At 64.5% G+C, this 16,214-nt stretch carries 13 protein-coding genes and 1 pseudogene; 9 read left to right on the top strand and 5 right to left on the bottom strand.

The features are described from left to right. Window positions 1–22: 22 nt before the first annotated feature. Window positions 23–313, top strand: a complete 291-nt coding sequence (locus AWB66_RS09635) for a hypothetical protein (RefSeq protein WP_087630070.1) — start codon at window positions 23–25, stop codon at window positions 311–313. A gap of 76 nt (window positions 314–389) precedes the next feature. Here the strand turns inward: AWB66_RS09635 and AWB66_RS09640 are convergent, their stop codons facing one another. Continuing rightward, complete coding sequence (locus AWB66_RS09640) at window positions 390–2,402, bottom strand: glycoside hydrolase family 28 protein (protein ID WP_087630071.1); 2,013 nt, start codon at window positions 2,400–2,402, stop codon at window positions 390–392. Window positions 2,403–2,885: 483 nt separating this feature from the next. Here AWB66_RS09640 and AWB66_RS09645 point away from each other — a divergent pair, with 483 nt between their 5' ends. The 3 genes from AWB66_RS09645 (at window position 2,886) to AWB66_RS09655 (ending at window position 5,985) form a co-directional block, all read left to right on the top strand. Then, on the top strand, window positions 2,886–4,196 hold the full coding sequence (locus tag AWB66_RS09645) for an MFS transporter (RefSeq protein ID WP_087630072.1): 1,311 nt from the start codon (window positions 2,886–2,888) through the stop codon (window positions 4,194–4,196). A 69-nt stretch (window positions 4,197–4,265) separates the two neighbouring features. Continuing rightward, complete coding sequence (locus tag AWB66_RS09650; RefSeq protein ID WP_087630073.1) at window positions 4,266–5,075, top strand: NAD-dependent epimerase/dehydratase family protein; 810 nt, start codon at window positions 4,266–4,268, stop codon at window positions 5,073–5,075. A gap of 121 nt (window positions 5,076–5,196) precedes the next feature. Further along, window positions 5,197–5,985, top strand: coding sequence for an HpcH/HpaI aldolase family protein (locus AWB66_RS09655; RefSeq protein ID WP_087630074.1), 789 nt, complete (start codon window positions 5,197–5,199; stop codon window positions 5,983–5,985). An 87-nt stretch (window positions 5,986–6,072) separates the two neighbouring features. On the opposite strand, the gene AWB66_RS09660 is transcribed toward AWB66_RS09655, so the two are convergent. From AWB66_RS09660 to garD, 3 genes are all read right to left on the bottom strand, one after another. Beyond that, a complete protein-coding gene (locus tag AWB66_RS09660; RefSeq protein WP_087630075.1) occupies window positions 6,073–6,420 on the bottom strand; it encodes a hypothetical protein in 348 nt (115 codons plus the stop codon). An 11-nt stretch (window positions 6,421–6,431) separates the two neighbouring features. Then, window positions 6,432–7,310: a hypothetical protein gene (locus tag AWB66_RS09665; RefSeq protein ID WP_087630076.1), complete on the bottom strand. Its 879-nt coding sequence runs from the start codon at window positions 7,308–7,310 to the stop codon at window positions 6,432–6,434. 222 nt (window positions 7,311–7,532) lie between these two features. Then, window positions 7,533–9,119: a galactarate dehydratase gene (garD, locus tag AWB66_RS09670; RefSeq protein ID WP_087630077.1), complete on the bottom strand. Its 1,587-nt coding sequence runs from the start codon at window positions 9,117–9,119 to the stop codon at window positions 7,533–7,535. 231 nt (window positions 9,120–9,350) lie between these two features. Between garD and kdgD the strand changes: the two genes are divergently transcribed. The 5 genes and pseudogenes from kdgD to AWB66_RS09695 all read left to right on the top strand — a co-directional run bounded on the left by kdgD (window position 9,351) and on the right by AWB66_RS09695 (window position 15,360). Further along, window positions 9,351–10,268, top strand: a complete 918-nt coding sequence (gene kdgD, locus AWB66_RS09675; protein ID WP_087630078.1) for a 5-dehydro-4-deoxyglucarate dehydratase — start codon at window positions 9,351–9,353, stop codon at window positions 10,266–10,268. 72 nt (window positions 10,269–10,340) lie between these two features. After that, on the top strand, window positions 10,341–11,702 hold the full coding sequence (locus AWB66_RS09680) for an MFS transporter (RefSeq protein WP_087630079.1): 1,362 nt from the start codon (window positions 10,341–10,343) through the stop codon (window positions 11,700–11,702). A 197-nt stretch (window positions 11,703–11,899) separates the two neighbouring features. Continuing rightward, complete coding sequence (locus AWB66_RS09685) at window positions 11,900–12,643, top strand: FadR/GntR family transcriptional regulator (protein WP_087630080.1); 744 nt, start codon at window positions 11,900–11,902, stop codon at window positions 12,641–12,643. A 54-nt stretch (window positions 12,644–12,697) separates the two neighbouring features. Then, a pseudogene (locus AWB66_RS09690) lies at window positions 12,698–13,600 on the top strand (2-hydroxy-3-oxopropionate reductase); the annotation flags it as partial. A 251-nt stretch (window positions 13,601–13,851) separates the two neighbouring features. Next, window positions 13,852–15,360 carry an MDR family MFS transporter gene (locus AWB66_RS09695; RefSeq protein WP_087630082.1) on the top strand — a complete coding sequence of 503 codons (1,509 nt, stop codon included), beginning with the start codon at window positions 13,852–13,854 and terminating at the stop codon, window positions 15,358–15,360. Between the two features lie 12 nt (window positions 15,361–15,372). Here the strand turns inward: AWB66_RS09695 and AWB66_RS09700 are convergent, their stop codons facing one another. Continuing rightward, entirely contained in the window at window positions 15,373–16,095 is a 723-nt protein-coding gene (locus AWB66_RS09700) for a DUF899 family protein (protein ID WP_087630083.1), read from the bottom strand. Between the last annotated feature and the right edge of the window lie 119 nt (window positions 16,096–16,214).

Below are 16,214 nucleotides of genomic sequence, written 5' to 3' on the forward strand. Positions count from 1 at the left end.
GCCTCATGCAAGGAGCATCAAAATGAAATCCACTTTCGTTTTGACCGCAGCCGCCGCCGCGGCCGGCCTCGTCTTACTCTTGTTGCCGGAAATCGCGGGCGGCCAGGAAACGCGCAGCGCCCCGCCGAGCGCGCGCGCGACGATGCAGCACAACGCCAATCAGTCGGCGCAGTCGACGACCGACATGTCCTACGGCGGCGTCACCGATACACAAGGCGCCGCAGGCGGCGTCAACGCGGCGCCCGTTCCCGCCGACACCGCGCCGGGTCAGGACAAGGGCGGCCTGCCGTCGACGCAGGCGCCCTCGCGGTAGTAATGCACAGTCTTCCGCCAGCGGATGAACCGGAGCCGGGCTCGCATCCCGCGGCCCGGCCGGTTCGTGACGCCCGCTAGCGCGCGTCACTCACGGTCGTGTTCATCGTCTGACCCGCGATCAACGTGTTTTTCAGCGCGATGTCGTGCACGTTGTACGCGTAGATCGGCCCGGGCGTCGTCGAGGTGGCCGGACCGGCGGCAACCGGCGTGCCGAAGTCGCAGTTCGTGATGGTCACGCCCGTGATCGCCGGAATCGTCGGCGTGGGTGCCGGACCGTTGTAGTCGAACGCGACCGGACCCTGCGCCACGATCGCCTGAAAGCACGAGCCCGTCAGCCCGTTGAGCGTCACGTTGCTCGCCTTCACGTTCGAAATGTTGACGTTCTGCACGAGCGCCGGACGCGTGCGGATCGCGTCCTTCGACGGCTGGTAGTCGCAGTCGAACGTGACGATCCCGCCCTGCGCCGCCGACGGATTCGCCGCCGCGGCCGTCGCCACGCCGAGCGGCACGCTCGCGTTGATCGGACTGCCCGCGAGCAGGCTGCTGCCGTAGCCCGAAGGCGTCAGGCTCACGCCGTTCGGCAGCGTCACGTTGTCGACGTAGAAATCCTTCACGAAGCCACCGCGGTTCATGTTGGTCTTGATGCGGATCGCGATGTTGAGCGAATTGGTCGCCCAGAACTGGTTGAGCATCGCGAGATTGCGCGCGTAGATCTTCTGCACGCCGCCGCCCATTTCGCTGCCGAGCGTGATGCCGCCGTGGCCGCTGTTCATCGTGCAGTTCTGGATGACGTGGTTCTGCGCCGGGCCGTATTCGTTGTCGAGGTTCTTGCCCGACTTGATCGCGATGCAGTCGTCGCCGGTATTGAACACGACGCTGTCGCACAGGACCATGTCGCACGCGTCGGGATCGAAGCCGTCGTTGTTCGGGCCGATGCTGTCCACGGTCACGGTGCGGATCACGACGTTCTTGCAGTCGGTCGGATGGTGCTGCCAGAACGGCGTGTTGTTGGTGCGATAGCTTTCCATCAGCACGTTCGTGCAGCCGATGAACTCGACCATGCACGGCCGCAGGTAATGGCCGATGCCGAAAATGCGCTTTTCGATGGCGACGCCCGCCTCCGACAGCGCCGGCAGGTAGTTCTGGTCCTGCTGCCAGGGCGTGGCGGGATCGGTGAGCTGGGTGTAGAGCGTATCGGCGATGCCCGGCGCGGCCGTCCTCAGATCGACGTTATTCGGGTTGAGATAGGCCTGCGACGGCGTCGACGAGCCTGCGAAACCGTAGGCGCCGCTGTTGCCCTTCCAGGTCCACCAGCAGGTGCTCGTGTTGCCGGTGCCGGCGAACGGTGTCATCGCCTGGCCGTTGAGGACGGAAGTGTTGCCCTCGCCGGTGATCGCGACGTTCGTCTGGTTGCGCGCGTAGACCGGCGGGCCGTAGTTCAGGCAGTCGTTCGATTGCCAGCGGCTGTAGTAGAGCTTGCCGTTCGCGCCGCAGTCGATCGGGCCGTCCTTCGCGTAATCGGCGGGATTCGGGCTGAAGTAGATCGTGCAGTTCGCGCTCAGGTGGAAGTTGACGTTCGAGAGCAGCACGATCGGGCCGGCGCAATACCACGTGCCCGCCGGCACCACGACGCTTCCGCCGCCCGCCGTGTTGCATGCCGCGATGGCCGCGAGAAACGCGGGACGCGAATCGAAGGAGCCGGGCGCGTGCGTCTGGTCGGCGCCCGTGCTGAGCGGAGACTTCGACGGGTCGGTGTACGGATTCGTCGCCGCGACGACGGCGCAGGGTTTCGCGCCGTAATCCGTGACGAGGAACTGGCGGCTCGGGAACATCGACTGCGCCACGCCCTGCAGCGAGTTGATGATCTGCGTGGCGGCGCCGGTCGAGCCCCAGATCGGATCCTCGACGACGGGCGGCGTCGCGGGCGAGCCGGAATCGTCGTGGCCGCCGCAGCCGCCGAGCACGCCGAGCGTGCCGAACAGCGACGCGCCCGCCGATACGCCCGCGAACTTCACGAAAGTGCGTCGCGCAGGCGAATGCAACGCGACGGGTGTGTGCGCCAGCGTCCTGTCCTTCGATTGCTTCATTCTCGTCTCCTTATCCGGCCGGGCCGGTTATTCACGGTGGGTCGTGATTGCGTATTTCCGTGCTGTTTGCCGGGCGATGTAAAACGTTTGCCCTAGGCCGTCCAGGGCGAAGCGTTGCGCGCCGTTCTTGAAGCCGCATAGAAACGATGTCATACAACTAAGGACGTCGCTCTATTCGGCGGTGCGGTGCTTCATTCATCGCCATGTCGCTGACAATAGCCAAGTTGTCAGGCAGACGTCAAGCGACTTTTCCCGTCGTCCGGACCCGCAAAAACCCTACGTGTAAGGTTCCGAAAGGATAAGCGAGCGTCCGTGTTTACCCGTTAGTTAATCGTTTTCCATTGACACCATCACACGATTGATCGAAAGTTGTCGTACATCTTCAACGACGTCATGCGCTCCGCAGTTGTACGACGTCACATATTAATGAGATGCAGCGGCAACCCGCCGCGCACCCTCTACGCAACTGGAAGGAGACACGCCATGCTGGCAGACAAGATCAAGGGACTGAGGTGGTGGATCGTCGGGCTGATCATGCTCGGGACCATCTTCAACTACCTCGCGCGCAGCTCGCTCTCAGTCGCGGCGCCGACGCTGACCGACAAGCTGCACATGACCACGCAGCAGTACTCGTACGTGGTCGCCGCGTTCCAGGGCGCGTACACGGTGATGCAGCCGGTGGCGGGCTATATCCTCGACGTGGTCGGGCTCAAGATCGGCTTCGCGATCTTCGCGACCGCCTGGGCGGCGTCGAATATGATGCACGGGCTCGCGACCGGCTGGGGCTCGCTCGCGTTCTTCCGCGGCCTCCTCGGCATGAGCGAGGCGGCGATCTTCCCGGCGGGCATGAAGACCATCACGCAATGGTTCCCGGCGAAAGAGCGCTCGGTCGCGACCGGCTGGCTCAACACCGGAACGTCGATCGGTGCGATGCTCGCGCCGCCGCTCGTCGTGTTCTGCATCCTCCAGTTCAACTGGCAGACGGCGTTCGTCGTGACGGGCGGTGTCGCGTTCATCTGGGTGGCGCTGTGGCTCTTTTTCTACCGCTCGCCTGCCGACCATCCGAACCTCTCGGAAGACGAGCGCGAATACATCCTGAGCGGCCAGGAAGAAGGCAAGCTCTCATCGACCAAGCGTCCTTCGTGGAAGCAACTGCTCTCCACGCGCCGTTTCTGGGGCATCGGCATTCCGCGCTTTCTCGCCGAACCGGCATGGCAGACCTTCAACTTCTGGATTCCGCTCTATCTCGTCTCCGTGCGGCACATGAACCTGAAGGAGATCGCGCTGTTCGGCTGGCTGCCGTTCCTCGCCGCCGATCTCGGCTGCGTCTTCGGCGGCTATCTCGCGCCCTTCCTGCTGCGCAAGTTCAACACGCAACTGCTGACGTCGCGCAAGCTCGTGATGATCGTCGGCACGCTGTTCATGTTCGGCCCGGCGTGCATCGGCCTCGCGGCGAGCCCCTATGTCGCGATCGGCCTCTTCTGCCTCGGTGCCTTCGGTCATCAGACGATTTCGGGCGCGCTTTACACGCTCGCGTCGGACGTCTTCGGCCAGCACGAAGTCGGCACGGCGACCGGGCTCTCCGGCATGATGGGCTGGCTCGGCGGGATGATCTTCTCGCTGATCGTCGGTGCGCTCGCGACCACCATCGGCTATAACCCGCTCTTCGTCTGCCTCGTGCTTTTCGACATCATCGGTGCTACCGTCGCATGGTTCCTGCTCAGGCCGGGCGACTATTCGGGCACGCTGCGCGCACCGACGATCGCCACGCCGGCCACGAGCACCGGACGCTGACCCTGTCGATGGCCGACCGCGCCACAGCATCGGCGCGCGGCCGAGTCAAACTTCAAGAAGGAACTTATCGTGACCAAGATTGCATTGAGCGGGGCAAGCGGACAACTCGGCACCGTGCTGCGAAAGGCGCTCATCGAGCGCGGCTACGACCTGCGCTCGGCGGGCGGTTCCAAGGCACTCGTGCCGATCGTCGAGGGCGAGGACATCATGCACGGCGACCTGCGCGACCCGGCAGTCGTCGATCAACTGCTGAGCGGCGTCGATGTGCTGATCCATATGGCGGGCACGAGCGTCGAGCGTCCGCTCCCCGAGATCATCGACAACAATCTGCGCGGGCTCGTCGAAGTGTATGAAGGCGCGCGCCGCAACAACGTGCGCCGCATCCTGTTCGCGAGCTCGAATCATGCGATCGGGATGTACCCGGTCGAAGACAAGCTCGATCTCGATTGCGAGTTCCGCCCCGATGGCTTCTACGGTCTCAGCAAGATGTGGGGCGAAGGCATCGCGCGCATGTACTGGGACAAGCACGGCATCGAGAGCGTGTGCGTGCGCATCGGCAGCTGCATCGAAAAGCCGACGGAATTCCGGCACCTGAGCACGTGGCTCGCGCAGGAGGATTTACTGCAGATCGTCGAGCGGACCGTCGATGCGCCGGAGATCGGCTATATCGTCGTGTGGGGTGTGTCGGCGAATACGCGCAGCTACTGGAACAACGAAGGCGCCGAGCGTCTCGGCTACCGTTCGCAACACAACGCCGAAGATTACGCGGACGACATCCTGAAGAAGCCGAATCCGCTCGATGCCATCGGTCAGCGCTATCAGGGCGGCAGCTTTGCCGGCATCGACTTCACGCCGCCGGAAGCGCGCGTTAAGCGCTAACCGGCGCGGCGGGTGCGTTTACCATTGAGAACCGAAGGTTTATCGAAGGGCAAGCAAGCGAACTATTCGACATGAAAGACTGACGGGCCGCGCGCGGCCTGCAACCAGGAGGAGCACGAGCATGCGTGAGAACCGGATTCGTTCGATCTGGAAGGCGGGCGGTGCCGTCGTCAACGGATGGCTTGCCATTCCGAGCGCGTTTTCCGCGGAGACGATGTCGCATCAGGGATGGGATTCGCTGACGGTCGATCTGCAGCACGGCGTGGTCGATTATCAGAAGGCGGTCGAGATGTTCACCGCGATCTCGACGACCCAGACCGTACCGATGGCCCGCGTGCCGTGGAACGAGCCCGGCATCCTGATGAAGGTGCTCGACGCGGGCGCGTATGCCGTGATCTGTCCGATGGTGAACAGTCGCGCGGACGCGGAGCGGCTCGTCGCCGCGACGCATTATCCGCCGATGGGCACGCGCAGCTTCGGGCCGGTGCGCGCGCTGCTGTACGGCGGCGCGGATTATCCGAAAGCGGCCAACGATACGGTGGTCGTGTTCGCGATGATCGAAACGCGCGAGGCGCTCGACAATCTGGAAGAGATCGTGTCGACGCCGGGCCTGGATGCGATATACATCGGGCCTTCGGATCTGTCGCTCGCGCTCGGCTGCACGCCCACTTTCGACGATGTCGACCCGCCGGTTGCGGAAGCCATCGACCATATTCTCGCGCGCGCGAAGGCGCACGGAATCGTCGCCGGGATTCACAACGGCACGCCGGAGAAGGCGCTGGAGCGGATCGCGAAGGGGTTTCAGTTCGTGACCGTCAGTTCCGATGCGAGGCTCATGGCGGCCGGGGCGCAGCAGGTCGTGGGGAAGATGAAGGCGGGCTTGCCCGGCGGGGCGGGTGGCGGGTATTGAGGCGGTTGGTATAGCAAGGCATGGCGCGCCCGGAGCGCGAAGCACTCTTGTTGGAAAGGTCCGGGCGCGTTAGCCAAAAGATACCGTTCACGTCGCCTCGATTTCCAGAGATTCGAATTCGATCACCAGTTCGGCTCCAGCCGTCGCCGCCACAAGGGCGATGTAGCGGCCCTGCTTTGGCGAATACCGATCCGCCTTCTCAAGCACTGCCAGCGCCTTTTCGTAACGCGTGTCCTCAGGCTGGAGAATTTTGATTTCGTACACGATGTTCACGAGGCCAAAGTGCTCCACTGCGGAGCGACTCGTGCCGGCGAACGTCAGAGTTGCCCGCCGCTCGTCGAAGTACAGGCCGATCGTGAGCCGATTTCCTTGCCTCACGGCAAGGATGTCGATATGCCAGTCGTGGAAGTAAACGACCCTCTTCAGTTCATCCATTTAAGCGCCTGCTAGTAAGGAAGAAGAGAGACGCGGTTACCGTTATCGCGTACTCCGTTGTCCCAATTATGGGAATGAGGGACACCGAAGCCGTGATCATGATCGAAGTCGATATCAACAGCCGCGTTGCCGTTCACATCGAACAGACGCAATTGCCCGCTGCCGGATGGATTTTCTACCCAAGTGCCGGGCGGACCGCCAGTGATCGGCAGCCATGCCGTTTGTATGTCCGCGTCGCCGCCGAGAATTCCGGAGGCTTCGTCGTACTCAAACGGTTGTACGTCTTCGAATAGCGACGCGCGCGCTGTCCCCGCGTCCGAATATTTCTCCGTCCACCCCGCCGCCCGAAAAAACGAGTCGAGCAGCGGCGAGCTTCCAATCGTCTTCTGTAGGAAGTCAGCGTTGATTTCGTCCATCAACGCGTCCGTTTCGGCCCAGGTCGGCCGCTCAGCGTCTATCCGCTCAAGTTGCGCTTGATAGCGGTCCGTGACAGATGCATAAGGAGTCTCGCCGTAGTTCTCGACGTCCCGCAATGAGGAGTCGGCTTGCTTCAGTGTGCACCCGATGCCACAACTGCGCATCGGTTCTTCGGGAATGACGGCAACACTGCCACCGCGCACCATGACCATGAGCGTCTGCGTGACCTCGAGGTCCGACCCGCGTTCCGCGAGGCGGGCGTGCCAGTGAAAATTTTCGCGGAGGAACCGGCGAACCCGCTTCACCAATGCGGAATCTTTCGCCCACACATCAGCATAGGCCAACGCCGTGAATTTTTTACCCGCTTCGGCCGCCAGTCTGCGGGCGTCTTCAGGATCGTACGTCATGTACGGTTCGTCGCCCCGGTAAAGCATGTAGCGATGCCACGAGTCCGTCTTCAGTTCGATCGCCATTCAACGCCCGTCCACAAAACGATAGTTCGTTGGACGCCGCGTTTCTGTTCCTCTTGAACGGTGCACCGCGTAGAAAGCGCCCAGTATCCGCCGACACCTTTCGATGCCGACGGCCGGGATTCTCGCCTAAAAGGTGAACAGCGTCCACTATTTAGCAATGCGAACAGAAATGCATCTACATCAAACGGTGTCTGACGCTCGCCCCGAGCGTCAGCGAAACCCTCAAGTCACCGGCGCCGGATTAAACAACACCAACGCATTGTGCAACTTGAGCGCCTCCGCGCAAGTCTGCTTCCTCCCGCTCGCGATCTCCAGCATCAACCGGAACAACTCCCAGCCCACGTCTTCGATCGACGCCTCGCCGGTCGCGATCGTCCCTGCGTTCACGTCCATCAGATCGTGCCACCGGCGCGCGAGATCCGAGCGCGTCGCGACCTTGATCACCGGGACTTCGGCCAGGCTGTAAGGCGTGCCGCGCCCCGTCGTGAACACGTGCAGGTTGATGCCGGCCGCCAGTTGCAGCGTCCCGCAGATGAAGTCGCTCGCCGGCGTCGCCGCATAGATCAACCCCTTCTGCTTCACCTTCTCGCCCGGCGATAGCACACCCGAAATCGGCGAATTGCCCGATTTGATGATCGACCCCATCGCCTTCTCGACGATATTCGACAACCCACCCTTCTTGTTGCCCGGCGTCGTGTTGGCGCTGCGATCCGCGCTGCCGCGCTTCAGGTAATCGTCGTACCACGCCATCTCGCGGATGATTGCCTGCGCGACCTCCGGATTCGCCGCGCGGCTCGTCAACTGATCGACGCCATCGCGCACTTCGGTCACTTCCGAGAACATCACCGTCGCGCCCGCGCGCACCAGCAGATCGGTCGCGAAGCCGACCGCCGGATTCGCCGTCAGTCCGGAAAACGCATCGCTGCCGCCGCACTGCACGCCGACCACCAGCTCCGACGCGGGACACGTCTCGCGCCGCCGGTTGTTCAGGCGCTCCAGATGCCGCTCGGCCATCCTCATGATCGAGTCGATCATCGACTGGAAGCCGACGTGCGCCTCGTCCTGCAGCACCACGACATCGCCGTTATCGTCCGCGCCGTTATCGCCGATGTCGGCCACGTCGTCGACGGCCGTCGTCACGATCGGGATCGTGCCCGGCGGCATCAGGCGTTCGGGTTGCAGCTTCTCGCAGCCGAGGCTCACCATCATCACCTCGCCGCCGAAGTTCGGGTTCAGGCTGATGTTGCGCACGGTGCGGATCGGCACCATCGCGTCGGGCGCGTCGATCGCAACGCCGCAGCCGTACGTGTGGCCGAGGCTCACGACGTCGTCGACATTCGGAAAGCGCGGCAGCAGTTCGGCCTTGATGCGCGTGACCGCGTGCTGAACGACGTCGGCGACGCACTGTACGGTCGTCGTGATCGCGAGGATGTTGCGCGTGCCGACCGAGCCGTCCGCATTGCGATACCCCTCGAAGGTGAAGCCTTCGAGCGGCGGCATCGCGGGCGGCTTGACGGTCGCGATCGGCAGGCCTTCGAGGCCCGGCGGGCTCGGCATGCGGATCACGTGCTCGTTGATCCAGCTGCCCTTCGGCAGATTCTTGAGCGCATAACCGATCACGACGTTGTAGCGAATCACTTCATCGCCCTCGGCGAAATCGGCGAGCGCCACTTTATGTCCTTGCGGCACGCGTTCGCGCAGCGTCAGGCCATCGGCGAAGGTCGCGCCCTCGGGCAGCCCGCCATCGTTCACGACGATCGCGACGTTGTCCTGCGGATGAACGCGTATGTAAAGAGGAGACTGTTCCATGTCACCGGTCCTTTTGGTCCTTTGCGTGTATTCGTTCGACAGCGCGTGTCGGTCAGTTTCACAGCTATATCATACGTCATCCTACAACTTGGAGACACGCCGCTAGCGTGAGTATTTACCCTAAAGGTGCGCTCGCATCGCACATTCCTTGTTGAATCCGCGAAATTCATGTTGTACGATGACGTATCAGATGGCTTCTGCCTTCCACACGCCGCTCTCGGATATTCAACCATGACCACACCGCAAGAACTCAAGCAAATCGTCTCTGAAGGCCTGCTGTCGTTTCCCGTCACCGATTTCGACGCCAAAGGCGACTTCCGCCCCGACACCTACGCCGAGCGCCTCGAATGGCTCGCGCCCTATGGCGCGAGCGCGTTGTTCGCGGCGGGCGGCACGGGCGAGTTCTTCTCGCTGACCAAGAGCGATTATTCGAACGTCATCCGCACCGCGACCGAAACCTGCAAGGGCAAGGTGCCGATCCTCGCGGGCGCGGGCGGCCCGACGCGCGTCGCGATCGAATACGCGAAGGAAGCCGAGCGCCTCGGCGCGAACGGCGTGCTGCTGATGCCGCATTACCTGACCGAAGCGTCGCAGGAAGGCATCGCCGATCACGCGGAACAGGTCTGCAAGGCCGTGCCGAAGATGGGCGTCATCATCTACAACCGCGCGAATTCGAAGCTCAACGCGGACATGCTGGAACGCCTCGCGGACCGCTGCCCGAACCTGATCGGCTTCAAGGACGGCGTCGGCGAGATCGAGGCGATGGTGACGATCCGCCGGCGTCTCGGCGACCGCTTCTCGTACCTCGGCGGCCTGCCGACCGCTGAAGTCTACGCAGCGGCCTACAAGGCGCTCGGCGTGCCGGTGTATTCGTCGGCGGTGTTCAACTTCATCCCGAAGACGGCGATGGACTTCTACCGCGCGATCGCCGCCGACGATCACGCGACGGTCGGCAAGCTGATCGACGAATTCTTCCTGCCGTACCTCGCGATCCGCAATCGCCGCGCGGGCTATGCGGTGTCGATCGTGAAGGCGGGCGCGAAGCTCGTCGGCCACGACGCAGGTCCGGTGCGCGCTCCGCTCACGGATCTCAACGAGGAAGAACTGGCGCAACTCGACGTGCTCATCAAGAAGCTCGGCGCCCAGTAAGCTGCAGGCGCCGGCGGCCCGTCTGCCGGCGCACTCCCGTTTCAAAGACTGATGGAAGGAGACAAGCCCGTCATGCAAACGACCCACATTGCGAGCGCCGCTGGCGTCGCGAAACGCACGAGCGTCCGGTACACGATCCTGTTGATGGTCTTCATCATCACGACGTTCAATTACGCCGACCGTGCGACGCTCTCGGTGACGGGCTCCGCGATGCGCGGCGAGTTCGGTTTCGACGCGATCAAGATGGGCTACATCTTCTCCGCCTTCAGCTGGGCCTACGTGCTCTCGCAGTTGCCGGCGGGCTGGCTCCTCGATCGCTTCGGCGCGCGACGCGTCTATGCCGCGAGCATCTTCTTCTGGTCGCTCTTCACGCTGCTGCAAAGCGCGGTCGGTCTCGCCGGCAGCGCGGCGGCCGCGGTCATCGCGCTGTTCGTGCTGCGCTTCGCGATGGGCGCCGCCGAATCGCCCGCGTTCCCGGCCAACGCGAAAGTCGTCGCGAGCTGGTTTCCGACCGCCGAGCGCGGCACCGCATCGGCGATCTTCAATTCGGCGCAGTATTTCGCGGCCGTCGTCTTCACGCCGCTGATGGCGTGGATCACGCACAAGTTCGGCTGGCACTACGTGTATGTCGTGATGGGCATCGCCGGGCTGCTGCTCGCGCTGACCTGGCTCAAGGTCATGAAGAATCCCGCCGATCACCCGCGTGTGAACCGTGCCGAACTCGATCACATCGAGCAGGGCGGCGGCGTCATCAACGCCCCGAAGAAAGCGGCCGCAGGCGATGCACCGCGCGCAACGAGCTGGTCGCTCGTGCGCCAGCTGCTGTCCAACCGCATGCTGGTCGGCGTCTATCTTGCGCAGTACTGCATCAACGTACTCACCTACTTCTTCCTCACCTGGTTTCCGATCTACCTCGTGCAGGCGCGCGGCATGACGATCCTGCAAGCGGGTCTCATCGCTTCGCTGCCGGCGATCTGCGGCTTCACGGGCGGCGTGCTCGGCGGCGTGCTGTCCGATTCGCTGATCCGGCGCGGCCATTCGCTCACCCTCGCGCGCAAGGTGCCGATCGTCGGCGGCATGCTGCTGTCGTCGTGCATCATCGGCTGCAATTATGTGTCCACCGACTGGGTCGTCGTCGCGCTGATGTCGCTCGCGTTCTTCGGCAAGGGCATCGGCGCGCTCGGCTGGGCCGTGGTCGCGGATACGTCGCCGCGCGAAGCCATCGGCCTGTCGGGCTCGATCTTCAACATGTTCGGCAACATCGCCGGCATCGTGACGCCGATCGTGATCGGCTATCTGGTCGCGCAAAGCGGCGGCTCGTTCAACGGCGCGCTCGTGTTCGTCGGCGTCAACGCGCTCCTGACCGTGTTCAGCTATCTCGTGATCGTGAAGGACATCAAGCGCGTCGAGCTTCGGCAGCCGGTGGCGCAGTGAGCGGCAGACGGGGTCCGACGACATACGACCCGGCCGCCCTGAGCGCCGCGCGCACCGGCGAAACGCCTGCGCGGCGGCTCGAACGGCCGTCGATGAGTCGTCAGACAACGCTATAATGAATCGACCCGTCTTGCCGCATTCACCGCCGCATTGACCGCCGCATTCACCGCCGCATTGACCGATCCAGGAGCGCTTTGATGGCCGCCCAATTCACCAGCATTGCCGCACCGCGCCGCGCCCGCAACCTGGCGGAGTCCGTCGTGGCTTTCGTGAAGGAGCAGATCGCGTCGGAAGCGCTGAAGCCCGGCGACAAGCTGCCGACCGAATCCGAACTGATGGTCGGGCTCGGCGTGAGCCGCACCGTCGTGCGCGAAGGCATCTCGCGCCTACAAGCGAGCGAGGTGATCGAAACGCGTCACGGCATCGGCAGCTTCGTGCTGGAACCGCGCCGCGAGAAGCTCGGCATCGACATGGTGCCCGCCACCACGCTGCGCGACGTGCTTTCGGTGCTCGAATTGCGCATCAGCCTCGAAACCGAGAGCGCCGGTCTCGCCGCGCAGCGCGCGCAAGCCGAAGACCTCGCGCGCATGCGCGCCGCGCTCGCCGCGATCGAAACGACGAGCCGCATGGGCGGCGACAGCGTTTCGGCGGATCTGCAATTCCACATTTCGGTCGCGCAGGCGACCGGCAACCGCTATTTCGTCGACATCCTGACGCAGATGGGCAGCGCGCTGATTCCGCGCAACCGCATCGATTCGGCGGGCATCGCGCATTCGGACCCGAAGGCGTATGTCGCGCTCGTCAACCAGGAACACGAAAGCATCCTCGATGCGATCTCGCGCCACGACGCCGACGGCGCCCGCGCGGCGATGCGCATGCATCTGTCGAACAGCCGGGAGCGGCTGCGTCGAGCGAACGAGTCGTCCGAAGCGAAGGCCTGATCGCAATGCGTCGCCCATGACGCGAGCTTCGACGGCGCCCCACCCCCTCATCAGGAGAACCACATGCAAAAGGCAGGATTCATCGGACTCGGGATCATGGGCAAGCCCATGGCGGCCAACCTTCGCAAGAACGGCGTCGAACTGGCGGCGTTCACGCGCAGCGGCGTGCCCGACGAACTGACGCAAGCGGGCGTGAAAGCCGCGGCCAATCCGGCGGAAGTCGCGAGCCAGGCGGATGTGATCTTCATCATGGTGCCGGACACGCCGGACGTCGAGCGCGTGCTGTTCGGCGAGAACGGCGTCGCGGAGAAGCTGAAGGCGGGGCAGATCGTCGTCGACATGAGTTCGATCTCGCCGATGGCGACCCGCGACTTCGCCGCGCGCGTGCGCGAGCGCGGCGCCGAATATCTCGATGCGCCCGTCTCCGGCGGCGAAGTCGGCGCGAAGGCGGGTTCGCTCACGATCATGGTCGGCGGCTCGCAGGCGACCTTCGACACCGTCAAGCCGCTCTTCGACATGATGGGCAAGAACATCTCGCTGATCGGCGAAGTCGGCGCGGGTCAGGTGTGCAAGGTGGCGAACCAGGTGATCGTCGCGGCGACCATCGAGGCGGTCGGCGAGGCGCTGTTGCTCGCGTCGAAAGCGGGCGTCGATGCCGAGAAGGTCCGCAAGGCGCTGATGGGCGGTTTCGCGTCGTCGCGCATTTTGGAAGTGCATGGCGAACGCATGACGAAGCGCACTTTCGATCCGGGCTTCCGGATCGAGCTGCATCAGAAGGATTTGAATCTCGCGCTCTCGACGGCGCAGGCGCTCGGCGTTTCGCTGCCGAACACCGCGACCTGCCAGGCGCTCTTCAACGCGTGCACGGCGCACGGCGGCGCCGCGTGGGACCACTCGGCGATGGTGCGCGCGCTCGAAGTCCTCGCGAACCACGAGATCGGGCAGTCGTCGAAGTAGGTTTTTGAAAGCATGACGGCGGCGCGGGTCGAACGGGCGGTGAAGCCCGTCCCCGCCGCGCGCCGGGTGCGGCCGCGCTCGCGGCCGCACCGTTCCCGCCGAATCGGCAATGGACGAGCAAGCCGATTTTATTGCCCCGGTGTAACATTCCAGCCCTGATTTCTCCCGGCCGAACCCTCGATCCCGCTCGCTCTGCGTCCGGGATCGCGTAAGGTCGCTGCCAGCCGGCGCCGTCGCGGCGCACGAAAACAATGACCAGCCCCGCCACTGCATCGAATCCTGCTTCAAAACGCGCGTTCGTGATCGCCGCCGTGATGGCGTCGATGGCGATGGTCGCCATCGAGGCGACGATCGTCTCCACGGCGATGCCGCAAATCGTCTCGCAGATCGGCGATTTGCATCTGTACAGCTGGGTCTTCTCGTCGTTCCTGCTCGCGCAGACCGCGATGACCGTGATCTTCGGCAAGCTCGCCGACCTGTACGGCCGCAAGCCGGTGATCCTCGCCGGCATCGCCATTTTCCTGATCGGCTCGGTGCTCGCCGGCTTCGCGTGGTCGATGCCCGCGATGATCGTCTTCCGGCTGATCCAGGGCATCGGCGCGGGCGCGATCCAGCCGGTCACGCTGACGGTCGTCGCCGACCTCTATCCGGCCCGCGAGCGCGGCAAGGTGCAGGGCTATCTCGCGAGCGTCTGGGCGATCTCCGCCGTGCTCGGGCCGATGGTGGGCGGCCTCATCATCCGCGACTGGTCGTGGGCGTGGATCTTCTGGCTGAACGTGCCGATCGGCCTCGCTTCGGCGGCGGGCTTCATCGCGTATCTGCGCGAAGCGCCGCGCAGCGCGCGTCCCTCCATCGACGTGCTCGGCGCCGTGCTGTTCACCGCGGCGATCGGCTCGTTCATGATGTCGCTGACCTACGCGGGAACGTCGGAGGACCGCGCCGCGACGCTCACCGCCATCGCGTGCGTGGTGTTCGGCGTGCTCTTCGTGCTGCAGGAGCGCCGCGCCGCCGAGCCGATGATCTCGTTCGCGCTCTGGAGCCGGCGGCCGATCGCGGCATCGAATGCGGCGACCGTGCTTTCCGGCATGATCCTGATGGGCGCGACCACGTTCCTGCCGATGTATGTGCAGGGCGTGCTCGGCCGCGCCCCGGTGATCGCCGGCCTCGCGCTCACGATGATGATGGTCGGCTGGCCGTCGGGCGCGACGCTGGCCGCGCGCTCGTTTTACCGCTTCGGGCTGCGGCCGATTCTCGTCGCAGGCAGTGTCTTCGTGCCGGCGGGCGTGCTGTTTTTTGTGCTGCTCACGCCGCAGTCGTCGCCGGTTCTTGCCGGTGTCGGCTCACTCGTCGCGGGCTTCGGGATGGGCCTTTTCAGCGTGAGTTCGCTCGTGCTGATTCAGGAAATCGTCACCGTCGACCAGCGCGGCAGCGCGACCGCATCGAATCTCTTCTCGCGCAATCTCGGCAGCACGCTCGGCGCCACCGCGTTCGGCGCCGCACTCAACTACGGTCTGAGCCACTCCACGCTCAGCCGTGCGATCACGTCCGAACAGTTGCGTCAGTTGCTCGACGCGCGGCACCTCGCGGAAGTCAGCGAGCCGGTCGTGCGGCTCGTCCTGCACGCGTCGCTGCATCTGACCTTCTGGGCGATGCTGGCGATCGGCGTGTTCATCGTGCTGTTCGCGTCGTTCGTGCCGCATGTCGCGCTGAGTCACGCGAAGAGCCCGGCGCTCGAACCGCTGGCGCCGGTCGAAGACTGACGCGCGTCGCGGCTAGCGCGGGCCGTAGTCCAGCTTCGGATACCAGTCCGTGCCGCGGCCGCCCGGCGTCATGTCGAGCACGGTCCAGAGCGGCATCGCGTCGGGTGCGCCGCGCGGGTCCTGGCCCGGATCGGCCGACTCCGGCCCCATCTCGTCGCCCCAGAAATGGCGCACCGTCCCGTTCGACTTCACGAAGACGTTGAAGCCGGCGTTGTCGCCTTCTTCGGGGTCCTCGTCGGCGTAATCGCGATTGAAGCGGTTGCCGCCCGACGAATAGAGTCGCAAGTGCCGCCAGCCGCGCTCCTTCGCGAACCCCGCGAGGCGTTGCACCGGCGAACGCGCGATCACCGCGAACGCGACGCGTTGCAGGATGTCGGGCATCTCGCCGTCGAGCGCGCTCAGAAAGGACGTGCACATCGGACACGAGCGCTGGCGCTGCGGCCCGAACATCCAGTTGTAGGTGACGAGCGTGTCGTGCGCGCCGAACATCTGCGAAAGCGTGACCGGCCCGTCGACGCCTTCGAACAGATAATCCTGCGGCACCGCGCCGCCCGGCGGCAACGCGCGGCGCTGCGCGGCCACGCGCTCGATATGGCGGCGCAATTCGATTTCCTGCACGAGCAGCGCGTTGCGCGCGGCGCGGTATTGCGGGCTTTCGCCGGGAAACCGGCGCCTGGACTGGCCGAGTTCCTCGGCGGGCCTGAGAACTTGCGGGGAACCGTCTGTGGAAGGCATCGTTTGTCTCCTAAAGCGTTGCGGGCGGCAGAAGCGCCCCCATCACCACGACGAACGATGCGCCCGCGAATCGACACGGGCTTTCTGCTGACGAACCGCCCCGCAGAGTAGAATTTGCT

Source organism: Caballeronia telluris (assembly GCF_001544495.1).
Taxonomy (GTDB): domain Bacteria; phylum Pseudomonadota; class Gammaproteobacteria; order Burkholderiales; family Burkholderiaceae; genus Caballeronia; species Caballeronia telluris.